Below are 16,137 nucleotides of genomic sequence, written 5' to 3'. Positions count from 1 at the left end.
GTTCTAGTTACGGTTACGGGTGACTTTTATCACGTCCGGCATGACGCGGATTTTGCGCATGATATTCGCCAGGTGCACGCGATCGCGAGCGGTCAGGCGAATAAAGGCGCTATAGACGCGGCCATCTTTCTCTTCCGTATTCAGACTTTGAATGTTGGAGGTGGTCGTGTTGATTGCCGCCGTCAGGTTCGCCAGAGCACCCTGGTGGTTAAACATATCCACCTTAATCTCGGTGATGAACTCCTGCTCTGTCTCTTTATCCCATTCCACCGCCATAAACTTCTCTGGCTCTTTTTGATAGCCACGAATGTTACGGCAGGATTCATGGTGAATCACCAGACCTTTACCCGGACTGACGTGGGCAATGATTGGATCGCCAGGAATCGGACGACAGCATTTCGCGAAGGTGATCAGCACGCCATCTGCGCCTTTGATCGGCAGATGACCGTGGCCAGATTGCGCTGGCACGTTTGCCGTTGCTTCGCCCTGCTGGAGGTTTTTCGCTACCACCACGCTCATGGCGTTACCCAGACCGATTTCCGCGAGCAGATCGTCAAGCGTGGCGAGCTTCATGCGCTCAAGCTCACGCTGGATGCTCTCTGGCGGGATCTCAGCCAGTTTACGGCTACCGCCTAAGGCATGGTTGAGCAGTCGACGACCCAGACTGACGGAATCATCGCGCTTGAGGTTTTTCAGCAGTTGGCGAATTTTGGCGCGCGCTTTCGAACTGACGACGAAGTTGAGCCACGCTGCATTCGGACGAGCGCCCGGAGCGGTAATAATCTCAACGGTCTGGCCACTAAAGAGCGGCTGCGAAAGCGGGTAAGGTTGTCTGTCGACGCGTGCGCCGACGCAGGCGTGACCGATATCGGTATGCACGGCGTAGGCGAAGTCGACAGGCGTTGCACCGGCAGGCAGTTCGACAATGCGCCCTTCCGGTGTGAAAACATAAATCTCATCCGGGAAGAGATCAGATTTGACGCTTTCAATAAATTCAAACGAGCTACCGGCGCTCTGCTGCAGTTCCAGCAGGCTCTGCATCCAGCGTTGAGCGCGGATTTGTGCGGTGGTGCTGCTTTCGCCGCCGTGCTCTTTGTAAGCCCAGTGCGCTGCTACACCCATCTCTGCCATCTGGTCCATGTCTTCGGTACGAATCTGTACTTCAACCGGGACGCCGTGAGGGCCGATCATTGAGGTGTGCAAAGACTGATATCCGTTCGCTTTCGGAATGGCGATATAGTCTTTCACGCGACCAGGACGAGGTTTGTACAGGCTGTGCATCTGGCCGAGTACGCGATAACAGGTATCGGAATCATGAACGATAACGCGAAAAGCGTAGATATCCATGATGGAGTGAAAACGCTGCTCTTTGAGCACCATTTTGCAGTAAATAGAGTACAGGTGCTTCTCGCGACCACTTACGCGACACGGAATGCCTGCCTCCTGTAAACGCCCTTCGATTTCCGAGAGGATTTTTTGGATCATCTCTTTGCGGTTGCCACGAGCGGCTTTAACCACTTCTTTAATCACGCGATAGCGGTTCGGGTACAGCGCTTCAAAACCCAGCTCTTCCAGCTCGGTTTTAATGTGATGAATACCTAAACGGTGTGCCAGCGGACTATAGATTTCGAGGGTTTCACGGGCGATGCGGCGACGCTTGTCCGGGCGTAATGAGCCCAGCGTGCGCATGTTGTGGGTACGGTCAGCGAGTTTGATGAGAATGACGCGGATATCCTGCACCATCGCCATAATCATCTTGCGAAAGTTTTCGGCTTGCGCCTCTTTCTTATCGCGAAACTTAAGCTTATCAAGTTTCGACACCCCTTCTACCAGTTCAGCAACGCTTTTACCAAAAAGCTGTTCCATATCCTGGTAGGTGGCTGGGGTATCTTCAATCACGTCATGCAGCAGCGCAGCCATCAGCGTTTCATAGTCGAGTTTCATCTCGGCCAGAATGCAGGCTACCGCTACCGGGTGCGTGATATAGGGTTCACCGCTTGAACGTGTCTGGCCCTCGTGAGCGTCACGTGCAACGAGATACGCCTGCCGAAGACGCTTAATCTGGTCTTCCGGCAGGTAGTTTTGAATCAGTTGATTCAGGCTTTCAAACAGATACAAGGGCGACCCGCTTTGTGATTAACGACGACCTTCAGCAATAGCGGTAACGGCTTGTAATTCAGCGGCTTCCTGCTCTTGCTGTTCCTGGCGCTCACGCACGTCGAGGATCTGGTTGTTGATCAGACCTTCTTCGATTTCGCGCAGCGCGATAACGGTAGTTTTATCGTTTTCTTCCGGTACGAGCGGATCCTTTCCGCCTACCTGCATCTGACGAGCGCGACGCGCGGCGACCAGTACCAGGTCAAAACGGTTACCAATTTTCTCTACAGCGTCCTGAACAGTTACGCGTGCCATACTTAAAATGCTCCACAGGTGAAGAAATGACTGGGCATGATACTGAATGTGGGTTCAGTCTGCCAACAGTTTGCTGATTAAAGCGTCATGACGCTGCTTTTGGCGGCTCATGCGCAGACGTTCGGCGCGAATGATAGTTTTCAAATCGCCCAGGGCGGTATCGAAATCATCATTCACAATAAGATAATCATATTCGGCGTAATGGCTCATTTCTGCAACAGCTTGCGCCATACGTTTTGCGATCACGTCTTCGCTATCCTGACCGCGGCCACGAAGACGGCGATCCAGCTCAATCTTAGATGGTGGCAAAATAAAAATACTGCGCGCATGCGGCATTTTTTGACGAATTTGCTGCGCACCTTGCCAGTCGATATCTAAAAAGACGTCTACGCCGGATGCTAACACTTGCTCAATGGCCTCACGCGAGGTGCCGTAGTAATTCCCGAAAACCTCAGCGTGTTCCAGGAACGCGTCTCTGCCAATCATGGTTCTGAATTCGTCATGGTTCACGAAAAAATAGTGTTCACCGTGCACTTCCCCCGGGCGCGGTGCGCGCGTGGTGTGCGAAACAGAAACCTGGGTGTCATACAACGGTTGGGTCTTTAATAAAGCCTGAATCAGGCTGGATTTACCCGCGCCACTGGGGGCAGAAACAATATAAAGCGTGCCTTGAGCCATGAGTATCTTAATGTATGTGATTGTCGAAAGAGAGCCTACATACGGGCTTATTATACACGTAGCCGCTATGTGACGTAGCCCTTGTCACACTTTTTGCGCATGTTTATTGCGTTTTGCGTACCAGTTTCCTGTTTTATCCGCGGTTTGCAGCAATTCGTGCAAATGTCAGGAACGTTGCTCGCAGGATGATTTTTTGCCTCTCTGTTTCCATTTCAATTCGCGTTATATCTGCCGGGAAACGTACTGTTCAGCGGAGATAGCATGGGATTATGGAAATGCATAGGGCTGGTTTTGCTAATGTGGTATCTACCCTCATGGGCGGTATGCCCCGTCTGGTCGCCTGCCAGGGCACAAGAGGAAATTTCACGACTACAGCAGCAGATAACACAGTGGAATGACAGTTACTGGAAACAAGGGGAAAGTGTCGTAGACGACGCTGTTTATGACCAGCTCAATGCGCAACTCATCCAATGGCAGCGCTGTTTTGGCGATGAAGCCCCATCAGATCTATCTGCGCCCCCAATAAGTGGAACAGTCTCGCACCCCGTTCCCCATACGGGAGTTCGAAAACTTGCCGATAAGCAAGCGCTACAGCAATGGATGCATGCTCGTAGCGATCTCTGGGTGCAGCCGAAGGTGGATGGCGTGGCGGTCACGCTGGTTTATCGCAATGGAAATCTGATACGGGCGATTAGCCGTGGTAACGGTCTGAAAGGCGAAGACTGGACGCAAAAGGTTCTTCAGATCCCTTCCGTTCCACGTACTACCACCGGGCCGCTCTCTAACAGTACGTTGCAGGGGGAGATATTTTTGCAGCAACAAGGGCATATTCAGCAGCAGAGAGGGGGAATGAACGCCCGCTCAAAGGTTGCTGGAATGATGATGCGCCAGAGCAACCCGGAAATGTTACGCTCGCTGGCTATTTTTATCTGGGCCTGGCCTGATGGTCCAGTTGCTATGTCGGAAAGACTTGAGCTACTCACTGCTGCCGGGTTCAGTTTCACGCAACGATATACTCAGGCCGTGAAGAGTGTGGATGACGTCGAGCAGGCGCGCGCCAGGTGGTGGACTTCAGCGCTACCTTTTGTGACGGATGGTGTGGTGGTGCGAACGGGAAAAGAACCGCGGGCGCAATACTGGCTACCCGGACAGGGAGACTGGCTGGCAGCGTGGAAATATCCTCCCGTGGCCAGGGTATCTGAGGTGACGGGTATTCAGTTCTCCGTTGGCAAAAGCGGGAAAATTGCGGTGGTTGCATTGCTGGTCCCCGTCATGCTGGATGATAAGCGGGTGCAGCGCGTCAATATTGGCTCAATCCGGCGCTGGAATGAATGGGATATTGCGCCTGGCGATCAGATTCTGATAAGTCTGGCCGGACAGGGGATTCCCCGTATTGATGAGGTGGTCTGGCGCAGCACCCAGCGTAATAAGCCAGCACCACCTGAGGGGCGCTTCAATTCACTAACTTGTTTTTATGCCACAGCGGAGTGTCAGGAACAGTTTGTTGCCAGGCTCGTCTGGCTGGGGGCCAAAGATGTGTTAGGGCTGGAGGGTATGGGCGAGGCGGGATGGCGGGAGCTACATCAGACGTATCGCTTTGAACATATCTTTTCCTGGCTTGGATTAACGCAGGAGCAGCTACAGTCCACATTTGGCGTGAACAAAGGGGGGAAGCTGTGGCATCAGTTCAATCTGTCACGCCGTCTTCCATTTACGCGCTGGGTGATTGCCATGGGAATACCGTTAACACAGGCAACGTTGAATGCCAGTCGGGATGGATCGTGGCAGCAGTTACGGGAACGCAGTGAACAAAGCTGGCGGCAACTTCCTTTCATGGGGGAGCGACGGGCACGACAGGTTTTTCAGTGGCTGGAGGATAAAGAGATCACAGCGCTGAGCATCTGGTTAGCTGCTCAGCGGATCACGGGTTTTATGCCTTAATGGCCTTCATGGCGATAGTAAAATACCGGCAGCCCCAACTTCAGGCGCAGCGCCAGTAATCGGGCGGTAAAGCCAAAGAGCAGGGTAGAGATCACCACCACATCGTGGCTGGAGACATAATGTTGCAGCACGATATACAGCACAGCAGCGGCAAATGAAACGCCGGCATACAGTTCTTTCTGGAATACTAACGGGATGCGTTTGCAGAACATGTCACGTAATACACCACCAAAGACCCCGGTAGTGACCGCAGCGACCACGGCAATAATCGGTCCATGACCCATATCCAGTGCCACCTGGGCGCCAATAATAGAAAAGACCACCAGGCCCAGCGCATCCAGGACGAGGAATATTTTACGCAGATAGGGCATGACGGGGGCAATAATGGTGGTGAGTACCGCAGCGGTCGCCACGATAATGACGTATTCAGGGTGCTTTACCCAGCCGAGCGGATAGTGGCCGAGAAGAATGTCGCGTACCGAGCCGCCGCCAATGGCCGTCGCGGTGGCAATGATAATGACGCCAAATGTATCCATACGACGACGCCCAGCCGCAAGCGCACCGGTCATGGCTTCGGCAGTAATACCAATTAAATATAAAACGTGTAACAGCATGTATTCCCCCTGATTTGCTGGGGCTAAGGTTAACGATTTGTGCGCATTGTCACGATTGAGATTTTCTAAGGTGAAGCAATTTTAATAACTACAGCTAATGTGATTTTGCTGTAAATGCGTTATGGCATGCGCTTTACTTTATGAATGGTGACAATAAATGATGAGAAAATATAATTCGAACTGGATGGGTCACAACCGAAGTGTTGGGGAAAACACGTAGCCCCGTCGTTTATGGGGGGACTACGTATCATATTTCACCCAAACTATCACCCTCGACCACTGGACAAATTGACACTCCGGTTCGTATTTCAGTCATACCTTGAATGTTGCAGCGAGAGATTAGTAGGTGTGGTATGTACTTTGGTGCGCTGCAAAAATGGTATTTCTTACAACGACTACACATCCAGATGTCATTGGGGACGTTATTCTGAGTAAAGTCTGATATTCAGCGGCTTCTATTCTGAAAAATGACTTCCTCAGCTATCGCTTCTATATGTATGGGTGCATTTACAGCAAAATCTTCAGTATTTAGTGCGTTGGAGTGCTAGGTATGAGCGTAAGAGAAGAAATTCAGGATGGCAGAGAGGCTGGAAATTTAAGAAGCGGGATAATATACACCGAAGTTTTGGGTTGGATAGATATGGGACATGCCCGAGGAGATGATGTCAGAAAGTTACTCTCGGATATGCACCAAGGCGAGCATTCAGGAAAGGATTATTACGATGTAAAATACACTCAAAGTATGGGAAGAGGAGGGCTCACAATTGGGAAGTTCATCAGATGGAGAATTAGAAAAGGGCGCAGCTTATTTGAACGATATAGTATAGCGCTTTCCATGATGATGGCGCCTGCTCATCGTTTTGAAGGTTTACAGTCAAATTTCCCCTTTTATCTTTACACCGACAGCGGTTTCAGTGGTGAGGATTTAGTATCCGATTTGCTGGGGTTCTACCGCGTAGTCTCATATAGTAACCCATTCCCGCTATTGCAGCCCGTCAGCAAAGAGGAAGCCCTCAGACGTTGGGATTATTATGGTCCAATCGGCTCTTTTAAAAACACCTCATTCCAACCGATTTTATTTCCCGATCCGATGAAATCAGCTTTAGCTCTTCCTGTAAAAGGTGTTTTACCCTCATTCATGAGAACAGTGATACCTTACAGCGATTTTAGTTCTGGTAACGTTAAAATAGTTTCCAGAGATGGAACGGTCGTTAACTGGTAAAAAAGGGAAACATATGAAACAGGCAGTCATAATAGTGCTGATGGTAATAGCTATATGCAGCTCTTATTTCTGGCCTAATATTAAAATGAGACTTGCAGGTAACTCACAATACACAGAGTTTGATAAAGCCAAATATGATTATTACACTCCCCAAGTTTTAAAAAAAATGCCGAGGATATCCCAAGTGTATGACTTTAATTATACGAACATTTCTGGTCCTAAGGCTGATGTATGGAGTGTGACGTTCCATGATACCAGGGATACGGGGAGGATTAGTAAGTATCTCTCAATGGCGGGCTATGAAAAACAGGTAAAATGCGATGTTGAGGCAGAATGCTGGCGTCTCAGGGGATCCGATGAAGTACTGACAGTCGTGAATATGAACAGCAGTAATGCTGTTCGGGTTGATATTCTGAAGAGTATTTATAACGACAAATATATGCCAGATAAATAAGTATTCAATTTTATATAAGTCAGTACTTACTGGCGGTACGGATAGCCTGCATTGAGCAGGCTATCTAGTACGTTACGATAGCATAGGCATGGTACGCAAAATTACTCGATATTGAATCTGAATATTGAGTAGTGCTATATATGCTTTGATTTAAAAGTGTTTTCTCTAATCGTCTTTTCGATTAGCTACACCCTTAAGTACACCGTAAGCAGATGCTATGCTGTATATGCTGCTTAATTGCTCAACGCAACGTGGCCACAGATTCCAGATCTCACGTTCATCGAAAAGCACTGTTTTATGTCTAGCAAGTAAGGCAGTCAAGCGTGAACGCCCTAGCTGTTGTCTGAGACTGGCTTTCAGCGCTATTACGCTGGGTTCTTTTGGGAGGGTAGTAAGACACCCTCTCGTAAGCAACTCCTTTCCTAAGCCGTTAGAATAGACTTGCAGCCGTTTGAATGGGTTTCTCATCTCCAGGAGTTGGGACAGCATCAAGGCATCCTTTTTCTTACTGGTTGGTTTAGCGCCTGGCTTGTATCGAGCTTCGATACGCAAGAAGCGCTTATGCTCATCCAGATTGATATTAATAAGTTTGGCACGATCCTTCAGAATGAGTTTTCTGTCACGGCGTGCATTAACTTTTTCATAACAATGAATATGTAGAAGAGAGCGATTGCTGCCTATTCTAACTCCAGATAATCCATTTTCAGTATCGTAATACGTGCTCTTCCCTGTGTTTTTTAATCCCCATAGGTAATCATCTAACTCGCAGTTATATACATCAAGAGCTACATCAATTCTTGTAACCCATGCTCGAACAAGTAGCCGATAAAATATCTCACCTAAGTTGCCATTTATCCATGATACTAATTCATCTATTTTCACTTTCGTCATATGTTGAGGATTAAAATCCAAACGTAGCCCTCCTGTATTAGGATGCTTCGGAACATAATCAATGTGCAATAGAACTGGGGAGTTCTTCTTTCTACTGTATATATTTAGTGATTTGCGATAAGGTTTTTCCTTTTTGTTTTTAATGTATTCAACTCGATATTTCCTTTCACTACGCTGATTCATTTTTTCCAGTTTACTATACGCTTCCTTTTTTTCCTCTTCAGGAAGAAAATCACTAACTAAAGTTAACTTATCAATTCTTATTCTTAGGTTATGCCCGTCATTATCGTTACCGATATTTAAAGATTGGCATATATCTATATTGCTTCTGTGTAATAACATAACTATTCCTTCTCAGAATAGTGAGAGTCACAGCCCATATGAGGCCATAATCAGCATATGAATCAATATCAGTTATTACTCTCACTATTCATATCTATGTGCATATAACGTGCTATTAGAGGGATGGGTTTTTCTGATCCATAAACGTCATCAAATTTTGGTTTCTGCTAACGACACTTTTTGACGATTGGCAATCCATTGCAGTATTTCCACTTCTCGCCATGCAACAGCCCGCGAGGATTCGTTTGTACTTGCTATTCCACCTGTCAGGCGTACAGGCTCAGGGAAGTGGCCTGCTTTTATCTGGCGATAGAGGGTTGCTCGTGAGAAGGCACAGTATTCAAGGACGGTTTTCAGTTTGATCAAGCGTGAGGTGTGCATCGTAAAAGCCTGTTTGGTTTACGCATCCAATTGATGCGACATGCCTTTACAGATTTTCAAAACCGCTAAATTTCGACGTTAAACGGGTGAATCTGACGATCAGATTCACCTAAAAGTCGTTTTAAAGGGCTTTTCAGCAAAACCCATAAGGATCTGATGATCAGATTGTGATTGAGTATGGATCTGATCATCAGACTGTAATGTTGACAGCTACTAACCACAGGGTAATCTGATCGTCAGATTTAGAGGCGAGGTATGGCGTTATGGCAAAAATGGAAAAGCGTTTGGAAGATGATGAAGTGGCAGCCCGAAAACAGAGAGACAAAGATTATCAAAATAGACGTCAGGAACGACTGAAAGAATTAGGCGAGAAAAAAATATCAATTAGGATTGATAATGATGCCTATGAAAAATTGGCGGACTTATGTGAAAGTTTGGGGCATAAAAGACCAGTGCCGGGAATGCACAACCTTATAGAAAGTTATTCTGCTGCTTTAGTTTATTTGCTTCGTATTGAAAAGATGCAGCAATTGTATCAACCTCAATCAAAAGCATCAAAAGAATTATACGATTTATATAAGACAGTTGATCATTTTAAAAATGATCTAGGACTTTCGGATTCTCAAATAATCAGTAGCATGAAGGAAAGAAAAATTCGACATCCACGTGCAGTATTTAATGGTGAGGACACATATAACTGGAAAGAAACACATATTAAGAAATTGTTGAATAAGAAGCTTCTTCTTAGACGGCTATCTATATTAGATGAAGAAGATAAATAAAACATCTTTCTTTAAGTTTTTGGATAAACTAGCCATTGTTTATCATTATTGTTTGGTGTATTTATCAAGAAACATAATCAATATGCGCCTTTGCTCATGCGTTAAGCGAGGCCATATATTATCAAGTCGACTTTTCAAGTCTGCATCTTTTACAGGTGCGAAATCCTGTTGTTTCTGGACATCATTTTCAAACGTCGAGAAGCAATCAATGAAAAACCAGCTAATCGGTGTGTTGAGCTTAACCGCGATGTTCACGAGATGGGCTACGTTGATCTTGTTTGTTCCACGTTCATAGCGTGAAAGCTGTTGGTGGGATATATCCACAAGCTCCGCTAAGTGCTGGGCTGTCATTCCCAGCTCTTTACGACGCATTTGAATGCGTTGGCCTACCTGTTTGTCTGCACTATCTGAGGGTAACTGGGCCATATACTGCTCTTCACTTCCGCAAAATGTCTATAGATGGAAGTTTGTGGCCTTTTTTCTCTTGTATGAACATTATCTATGGATTATAAATGAATTTTGCGCATCTATAGTCGTTTTGGTGAAGAGAGGAGAAGGGAGCAAGACAGTGGATACCTCGTAATCTAACGCTTTTGCGGTAACCAATTCCTTGAACTGAAGAAGGGATCTTTTTGGTATGTCTATAACAAACTCATAACGAATATCTTGTTTGGCGTGGCTGATGAAAAAACAGGAAGTATTGATTATTGAATCACGTAGTGATCAGGATATTTATGATGGCAGAGGTGAAGGAGAAACATTAAAGCGTATACTTCAATTACAAGGTGTCAATGCCAAAAGCATTGAGGCTATCAATGAGAAAATGCTCATTAAAGCGTTAAAAGTTGCTCAAAGAGAAAATATAAAATATGTCCACATTAGTGCTCATGGATATGATCGAGGCTTTGCTCTAACAGATGATGCTATTATTACATGGCGAGATTTAGATCGACTTGCCTGGCCGATATTAAGAGGGAAATGCATTTGTTTCTCAAGTTGCTCTGTTGGTAATGGTGCAGAAGAGTTATTTACCCTACACAAATCATTCTGCAATGCGATTATTGCCCCAACAAGAGATATTAGCTGGGGGGAAGGCTTGGTGGCATATTCTGCGTTTTACCATCGTGCACAATTACGCGAAAAATCATCTATCCAGAATGTAAAAGTAATGAACCATGTTGTTGGTGCGGGGACGTTCAGGGTTATAGAGTCTCCCTATGTTTCTCATACATATACGATTGGTTGATTAAAGAAGAGGAAATGAGGTAGGTCATGTTACTCGACATAAACAATATGAGTTAATTTAGGAGGGCAGTATGAATAAAGAGCAAGATGAAATTAAGCGTGATGCGAACGTTCATTCATGGCTATATGGAGTGGGGGTGACGGGAGTTATTTCAGGCATAGGTTATATCTTCATACCTCTGGAAATACCGATTCGTTTAATTGTCAGTGCATTAATTTTTTTACTGCTTTTATTTCCTATTGTGAAGGTGGTTTTTTATTTTATTTCGAGTGGCCTTAGATGTAAGGATTGTAATGCTTCATATAGTATTAAACGAATAGATACTAAAAGAGAATTTTTATCAGCTATACCTAGGAGTAAAACTCAAAGCCTAGGTGTGGTTGGTGGGGATACAAGAGGCCCTCATTATGGAAAGCAGGCAATTATAAAATCAACTTGGACAGAAGAGCGGTATAATATTACTAATGTTTATTCGTGTATTAAATGTGGCAATACCTACGATACTCAACGAATGGAAACACGAAAGCAAGGATATTCCAGTATAAAAATATATCGGTGATATTTTTTGGGGGATATGTTTTTAATTTTTAACAATATATAAAGGAGTAATAATGAAAAAAATTGTTCTAACTTTACTGTTAGCCAGTAGTTTTACTATGGCACATGCAGGTGAATACGTTAAGCGAAATGGTGCTTTATCTTTGTTGACGGGGAATGGCACTGCTGAATTTAGTATTAATGCATCACACGGTAATGCTTCTGGTGTTTGTAATATGGAGGGCATTGCTGAATCTGTTGGTGCAGGCACAGGGCAGCGAAATCGCTGGGCTTTCAGCGACTCATCGAGTGCGTGTGTGGCAGTGATTAGTGAATTGAAAGATGGTTCTGTCAATGTTATGACCCGTAGCTGCGAGAACTATTGTGGTGTATCAGCTGCCGGTTCTATGGACGGGAGATACAAGAAGAAATAATTGGTCAGGCAAGTATCAAGAACGATGGAGATACTTGCCTTTATTGAGGGGAATTATCTTTCCTTGAAGGCATAACGGCTTGTGCGGCCTCTTCCGCTCTATCTTGTCTTGATACATATCGTTTAACCATGTCTGGACCAATTAAGCTGAACAATACTGTAGCCAGTTGCCATAGAGTAAGAAAAACAAGTAATCCATAGGATATGCCTCTAAAAATATCTTTATGTGACAAAATCCAATCAAATTGCTTCAGCAATGGAGCAACAACCCCAATAATTAATACTGTCGCTAAGATTGCTGTTGAGTGAACAATCGGAGTGAAAAGGCGATGAATGCCTTGGCCGTTGCTATCAGTAGTACCACCACCCCTGAAAGATTTCTTTAATCTTTCGGGGTAAATGATAGCAAACCACGCCCCCACAACTGCAAAAATGATGGAGGCAGTAGTTCGTAAAGCTTCAAAAAGCGGCCACTGGAGAGCAAAAGCAACATTTCTGCCCAATATTCCTGCGAGCAATACTACTACTACGCATGCAATCCCACTGACCACTTTCAATTTCATAATAGCCCCGCACCAGTCAAAATAGCATTTTTCTTTGCAACTAGCTCACTTAGTAGTGAATCGAGTTGAACAAATTCAATGTTTTCTCTTTCCAGATCAAGCTGGAACTCCATTCGTGCCAAAGATTTACTCAGCCAATAAGGTTTATTTGCTTCTCCTTCAAAATAAAAACCATAATCGTTTACTTCGCTTGGATCTGCTTCCCAATCAGCAATCATCGAGTTCACATCTTGTAAAGTTACTTGAGGTGAAACAGTGTACCTAACCTTAGTACTAATCCCAGCCCCCTGCGGTGCTCCAAGGTGAACAACCTGAAGCATTCTCTGCCACAATCCAAGCTCCTCAGGTTTGGTCAGGTCCAGTTCAACAATACGTTCAATTTTCTTAATGCGATTGGCATTTTGTTTAATAACTTCATGTTTTCCCCGATTTCTTACCAAACTCGAACTGAATTTCGGGATGTAATGCTTTTTCTCTTCATCTGGATCTAGTGGGTTATTTTTATAGCCAGTAATCCGGACTTCAACGCTTCCATCTTCATTAGTGACGGGCTCGGCAATAACATGTTGTGAAGACTGCTTGAGGAAACAGTGAAGATACTGTTGGAGTGAAGACTGGGATGTTAACTTGTTATGCAGCCTGACCGTAGCTAACAAACCTCTCTCAGGAAGGAACCAGAAATAAGTGGCATACCCCGGTATACTTCCCCCTTGTACTGCGTTTAAGATAACCTCTGGATCGGCGCCGAATCTCGCGGTTTCGCTTATGGAAGGTACTTGTTGTCCATTGGTTGGAATCTCATTCCACATAAGCAATGTCCAGTCATCCCCATTCCTTTTTGCATCCACAAGATAACAAGGATATCTCTCTTCATTGGCTTCGAAGGTTTTAGTCTGCTTCAAGGTCTTCGTACTAGCCCAGTGTTGCAGATCTGCCAACATTTCCGTTACATTTCCGAATTCTGGGACCGGTTTACCATGCGCGTAATAACCCGCTTTATTTATTCTATAAAAAGTAAAAACCGCCTGCTCAAATGCCATGTGTATAGACCTGTAATGATTATGAAAATCCTAATGTAATATCATTTTACGGTTCTATGCTACTGATCGTTTAGACGCGACACTGTATAAGTATACAGTGTCGCGTCTGATCTGCAATTCGATTTTCAGTTTGTTGCGGATGCTATCCTGAAAACAGGACGCGTTGATGCTTAGGCCACGGTAGCTGACTACAGGCTGCAATAGCCTGACAAACTGAGTCTTCATTTGCTTTATGCCATGTCCTTTCTCAATGGCATCACGTTATAACCCTCGCCTCTTTCTAAAGAAATAAGCAAGTCAGCCCACAGATCAAGTGCTTGTTTCCTCTCATCAAAATACTGATAACGGTTATATATCCCCTCAACGCCTTTGATCCTGTGATTCAGACAACGCTCTGCAACTACCGGATCAACCCCTAATGCCGCCAGATGCGATCGCGCGGTACGCCGAAAGTCATGAATAGTAAAATTAGGTACATTAGGAAGATTACCCTTTACCTTGCTTAAGGCCACAGGCAATGTGCTTTCTTGTATGTGAGGGATCATACGGTGCTGCATCTTTCTGGCTGGAAGCACCCACTGGCTATTACAGGACATCTGATGCAGCTCTTTTAGCCATTTAAGCGCAGGTGCAGGGATAGGGATATCGATCGCATCGCCATTCTTAACCCGCTCTGCGGGTAAGTGCCAGATAGCTTCATCAAGATCAAACTCCTCCCAGCGTGCCCCGCAAAGCTCCATCTTACGGCAGCAAAACACCAGCAGAAGCTTCATTGTCAGCTCGTTTTGACGTGAGAAGCCTTTTGTCATGGGCATAGCCTGGAAGAGCTTCATCAACTCTTCACGGCTCAGCCAGCGCTCTCTGCTTTGTTCCTGTCCGCCAGCATCTGAGATTTCAAAAGCACTAGTAGGATTGCTTTCAAGCATATGTCGTTTGATGCCGTAATCAAAAATACGGCGAGTCCATCGAAGCACGTCATTGGCGACTGTCGGAGCGCCACGCTGGACGATTTTTTGCAGCATATCGTCGATATGCCAGGGTTTGATATCTTCGATTCTGTGATGCCCGATTGTTGGATTGATGTCTTTGTCTATACGACGGCGCAGAATGTCAGGATGCTTCCACCGATTGAGAATCTGACGTTCAAAGTATTCCGCAGCTAGTTCTGAAACACGGAGCGCATGTTTCTCTTCTTCCATCTTCTTCAGCGCTTCAGCTTTACGTTCTTGCTTCTCTCCCGCTACGTCATGTCCCAGAGCAACACGAGCGGAAAGCTCTTTTGCGATTTCTCGCGCTTTCGCGAGCGAAATGCTGGAGTAATAGCCAATCAGCATAACTCTGGCTTTGCCCGCCATTTTGTAGCGAAATCGCCAGAATGGGGCGCTATAAGTCTCTGGAAAACATATGTATAACCCATTCCCGTCAGAGCGACCCGCAAAGTGCTCATTGTTTCTAATCCATGTACGGATTTGTATGTCTGTCAGTTTTCCCATATGTCTCTCATCATCAGAGGAGGTGTACTTAAACGAGTGTACTTAAGGCTAAATAAGTACACCTTTAAGTACACGCAGAACACGCGCTGTAGTGATACGATATGAGACTATATAAAACAAAAAAGACCATGATTTACAATGGTCTTTTTGTCCTAGCGAGACTTAGTGAGACAACGCGAGATCGCGTGAAACGTTATTCGATGTTCTGAATTTGCTCGCGCATTTGCTCGATCAATACCTTCAGTTCAATTGCGGAATTAGTCACCTCGGCATTGATAGACTTGGATGCAAGAGTGTTCGACTCACGGTTGAATTCCTGCATCATGAAGTCCAGACGGCGGCCAACAGCCTCTTTTTTCTTCAGAATGTTGTAGGTTTCTTTGACGTGGGCTTCCAGACGATCTAACTCTTCTGCTACATCTATGCGCTGCGCCATCAGCACCAGTTCTTGCTCAAGGCGGTTATTCTCCAGTTGCACCTGGGCGTCTTCCAGTTTGGCTACCAGACGCTCACGCTGCCATTGCAGAATTTCCGGCATATGTGCACGCACTTTAGCGACTTCAGTGCTGACGCCTTCCAGACGCTGCTCGATCAGCGCTTTCAGCGCCTGACCTTCGGTTTCTCGCGCGATGATGAAGTCATCCAGCGTACCGTCAAGCGCGGCGAGGAGCTCGGCGGCAATGGCGTCCAGATCTTGCTCCTGGGCAGCCATTACGCCTGGCCAGCGCAGGATATCAACTGGGTTAATTTCACCTTCATCACTCTGCATTTTGACCCAGTTAGCAGCGCTAACGAGCTGTTTAGCGAGCTTTTCATTTAGAATCAGCTCGCCCTGGGCGCTGGCATCAGGCTCAAAACGCAGCGTACACTCGACTTTACCGCGCGTCAGACGCGTGCGTATGCGTTCGCGAACAACGGGTTCAAGACTACGGAACTGTTCCGGCAGGCGAAAATAAGTTTCCAGATAACGCTGGTTTACCGAGCGCATTTCCCAGGTAGCGCTACCCCATTCACCCTTGATTTCACGCCGGGCGTAGGCGGTCATGCTGCGGATCATAGACGTTCCTGTTTTTAAAGATGAGATGGGAGGATTATAGCCATCCACGTC

At 45.9% G+C, this 16,137-nt stretch carries 18 protein-coding genes; 7 read left to right on the top strand and 11 right to left on the bottom strand.

Annotated elements, in window-relative coordinates; genetic code table 11:
• Positions 1-3 precede the first annotated feature (3 nt).
• From spoT to gmk, 3 genes are read right to left on the bottom strand one after another with little or no spacing between them, the layout of a single operon-like run.
• A complete protein-coding gene (gene spoT, locus WC7_RS02645) occupies positions 4-2,118 on the bottom strand; it encodes a bifunctional GTP diphosphokinase/guanosine-3',5'-bis pyrophosphate 3'-pyrophosphohydrolase (protein WP_003024038.1) in 2,115 nt (704 codons plus the stop codon).
• Positions 2,119-2,136: 18 nt separating this feature from the next.
• A complete protein-coding gene (gene rpoZ / locus WC7_RS02650) occupies positions 2,137-2,412 on the bottom strand; it encodes a DNA-directed RNA polymerase subunit omega (RefSeq protein ID WP_000135058.1) in 276 nt (91 codons plus the stop codon).
• A gap of 54 nt (positions 2,413-2,466) precedes the next feature.
• Positions 2,467-3,090, bottom strand: coding sequence for a guanylate kinase (gene gmk / locus WC7_RS02655; RefSeq protein ID WP_016155006.1), 624 nt, complete (start codon positions 3,088-3,090; stop codon positions 2,467-2,469).
• 261 nt (positions 3,091-3,351) lie between these two features.
• On the opposite strand from gmk, the gene ligB reads away from it, so the two are divergent.
• A complete protein-coding gene (ligB, locus tag WC7_RS02660) occupies positions 3,352-5,031 on the top strand; it encodes an NAD-dependent DNA ligase LigB (protein ID WP_016155005.1) in 1,680 nt (559 codons plus the stop codon).
• Here the strand turns inward: ligB and WC7_RS02665 are convergent.
• Positions 5,028-5,645 carry a trimeric intracellular cation channel family protein gene (locus WC7_RS02665; protein ID WP_003024049.1) on the bottom strand — a complete coding sequence of 206 codons (618 nt, stop codon included), beginning with the start codon at positions 5,643-5,645 and terminating at the stop codon, positions 5,028-5,030. The genes ligB and WC7_RS02665 overlap by 4 nt on opposite strands.
• Before the next feature lie 550 nt (positions 5,646-6,195).
• Here WC7_RS02665 and WC7_RS02670 point away from each other — a divergent pair.
• Complete coding sequence (locus tag WC7_RS02670) at positions 6,196-6,867, top strand: hypothetical protein (protein WP_016155004.1); 672 nt, start codon at positions 6,196-6,198, stop codon at positions 6,865-6,867.
• A 13-nt stretch (positions 6,868-6,880) separates the two neighbouring features.
• Entirely contained in the window at positions 6,881-7,321 is a 441-nt protein-coding gene (locus WC7_RS02675; protein WP_016155003.1) for a hypothetical protein, read from the top strand.
• A 165-nt stretch (positions 7,322-7,486) separates the two neighbouring features.
• On the opposite strand, the gene WC7_RS02680 is transcribed toward WC7_RS02675, so the two are convergent.
• Positions 7,487-8,554, bottom strand: coding sequence for a hypothetical protein (locus WC7_RS02680; RefSeq protein WP_016155002.1), 1,068 nt, complete (start codon positions 8,552-8,554; stop codon positions 7,487-7,489).
• Between the two features lie 150 nt (positions 8,555-8,704).
• Entirely contained in the window at positions 8,705-8,935 is a 231-nt protein-coding gene (locus WC7_RS26140) for a helix-turn-helix transcriptional regulator (RefSeq protein ID WP_016155001.1), read from the bottom strand.
• 263 nt (positions 8,936-9,198) lie between these two features.
• Here WC7_RS26140 and WC7_RS02685 point away from each other — a divergent pair, with 263 nt between their 5' ends.
• Positions 9,199-9,717, top strand: a complete 519-nt coding sequence (locus WC7_RS02685; RefSeq protein WP_016155000.1) for a hypothetical protein — start codon at positions 9,199-9,201, stop codon at positions 9,715-9,717.
• A gap of 45 nt (positions 9,718-9,762) precedes the next feature.
• Here WC7_RS02685 and WC7_RS02690 read toward each other — a convergent pair whose 3' ends face one another.
• A complete protein-coding gene (locus WC7_RS02690; RefSeq protein WP_016154999.1) occupies positions 9,763-10,143 on the bottom strand; it encodes a helix-turn-helix domain-containing protein in 381 nt (126 codons plus the stop codon).
• A gap of 256 nt (positions 10,144-10,399) precedes the next feature.
• Here WC7_RS02690 and WC7_RS02695 point away from each other — a divergent pair, with 256 nt between their 5' ends.
• The 3 genes from WC7_RS02695 (at position 10,400) to WC7_RS02700 (ending at position 11,934) form a co-directional block, all read left to right on the top strand.
• On the top strand, positions 10,400-10,963 hold the full coding sequence (locus tag WC7_RS02695) for a hypothetical protein (RefSeq protein ID WP_016154998.1): 564 nt from the start codon (positions 10,400-10,402) through the stop codon (positions 10,961-10,963).
• Positions 10,964-11,033: 70 nt separating this feature from the next.
• Positions 11,034-11,522: a hypothetical protein gene (locus WC7_RS26875; RefSeq protein ID WP_016154997.1), complete on the top strand. Its 489-nt coding sequence runs from the start codon at positions 11,034-11,036 to the stop codon at positions 11,520-11,522.
• 52 nt (positions 11,523-11,574) lie between these two features.
• Positions 11,575-11,934 carry a hypothetical protein gene (locus WC7_RS02700; RefSeq protein WP_016154996.1) on the top strand — a complete coding sequence of 120 codons (360 nt, stop codon included), beginning with the start codon at positions 11,575-11,577 and terminating at the stop codon, positions 11,932-11,934.
• A 40-nt stretch (positions 11,935-11,974) separates the two neighbouring features.
• Here the strand turns inward: WC7_RS02700 and WC7_RS02705 are convergent, their stop codons facing one another.
• The 4 genes from WC7_RS02705 to WC7_RS02720 form a co-directional block, all read right to left on the bottom strand.
• Positions 11,975-12,496 (bottom strand): hypothetical protein, encoded by a 522-nt coding sequence (locus tag WC7_RS02705; RefSeq protein ID WP_016154995.1) that lies wholly within the window; start codon positions 12,494-12,496, stop codon positions 11,975-11,977.
• Complete coding sequence (locus WC7_RS02710) at positions 12,493-13,536, bottom strand: hypothetical protein (protein WP_016154994.1); 1,044 nt, start codon at positions 13,534-13,536, stop codon at positions 12,493-12,495. Before WC7_RS02710 ends, WC7_RS02705 begins: the two co-directional genes overlap by 4 nt.
• 230 nt (positions 13,537-13,766) lie before the next feature.
• The gene (locus WC7_RS02715) at positions 13,767-15,029 is read right to left on the bottom strand and encodes a tyrosine-type recombinase/integrase (protein ID WP_016154993.1); all 1,263 of its coding nucleotides are present in this window, start codon (positions 15,027-15,029) and stop codon (positions 13,767-13,769) included.
• A 193-nt stretch (positions 15,030-15,222) separates the two neighbouring features.
• Positions 15,223-16,086: a YicC/YloC family endoribonuclease gene (locus WC7_RS02720; protein WP_016154992.1), complete on the bottom strand. Its 864-nt coding sequence runs from the start codon at positions 16,084-16,086 to the stop codon at positions 15,223-15,225.
• Between the last annotated feature and the right edge of the window lie 51 nt (positions 16,087-16,137).

The sequence above is a fragment of the Citrobacter sp. KTE151 genome, from assembly GCF_000398845.1.
Classification (GTDB): Bacteria; Pseudomonadota; Gammaproteobacteria; order Enterobacterales; family Enterobacteriaceae; genus Citrobacter; species Citrobacter braakii.
This window is presented reverse-complemented; position numbering and strand designations above follow the sequence as displayed.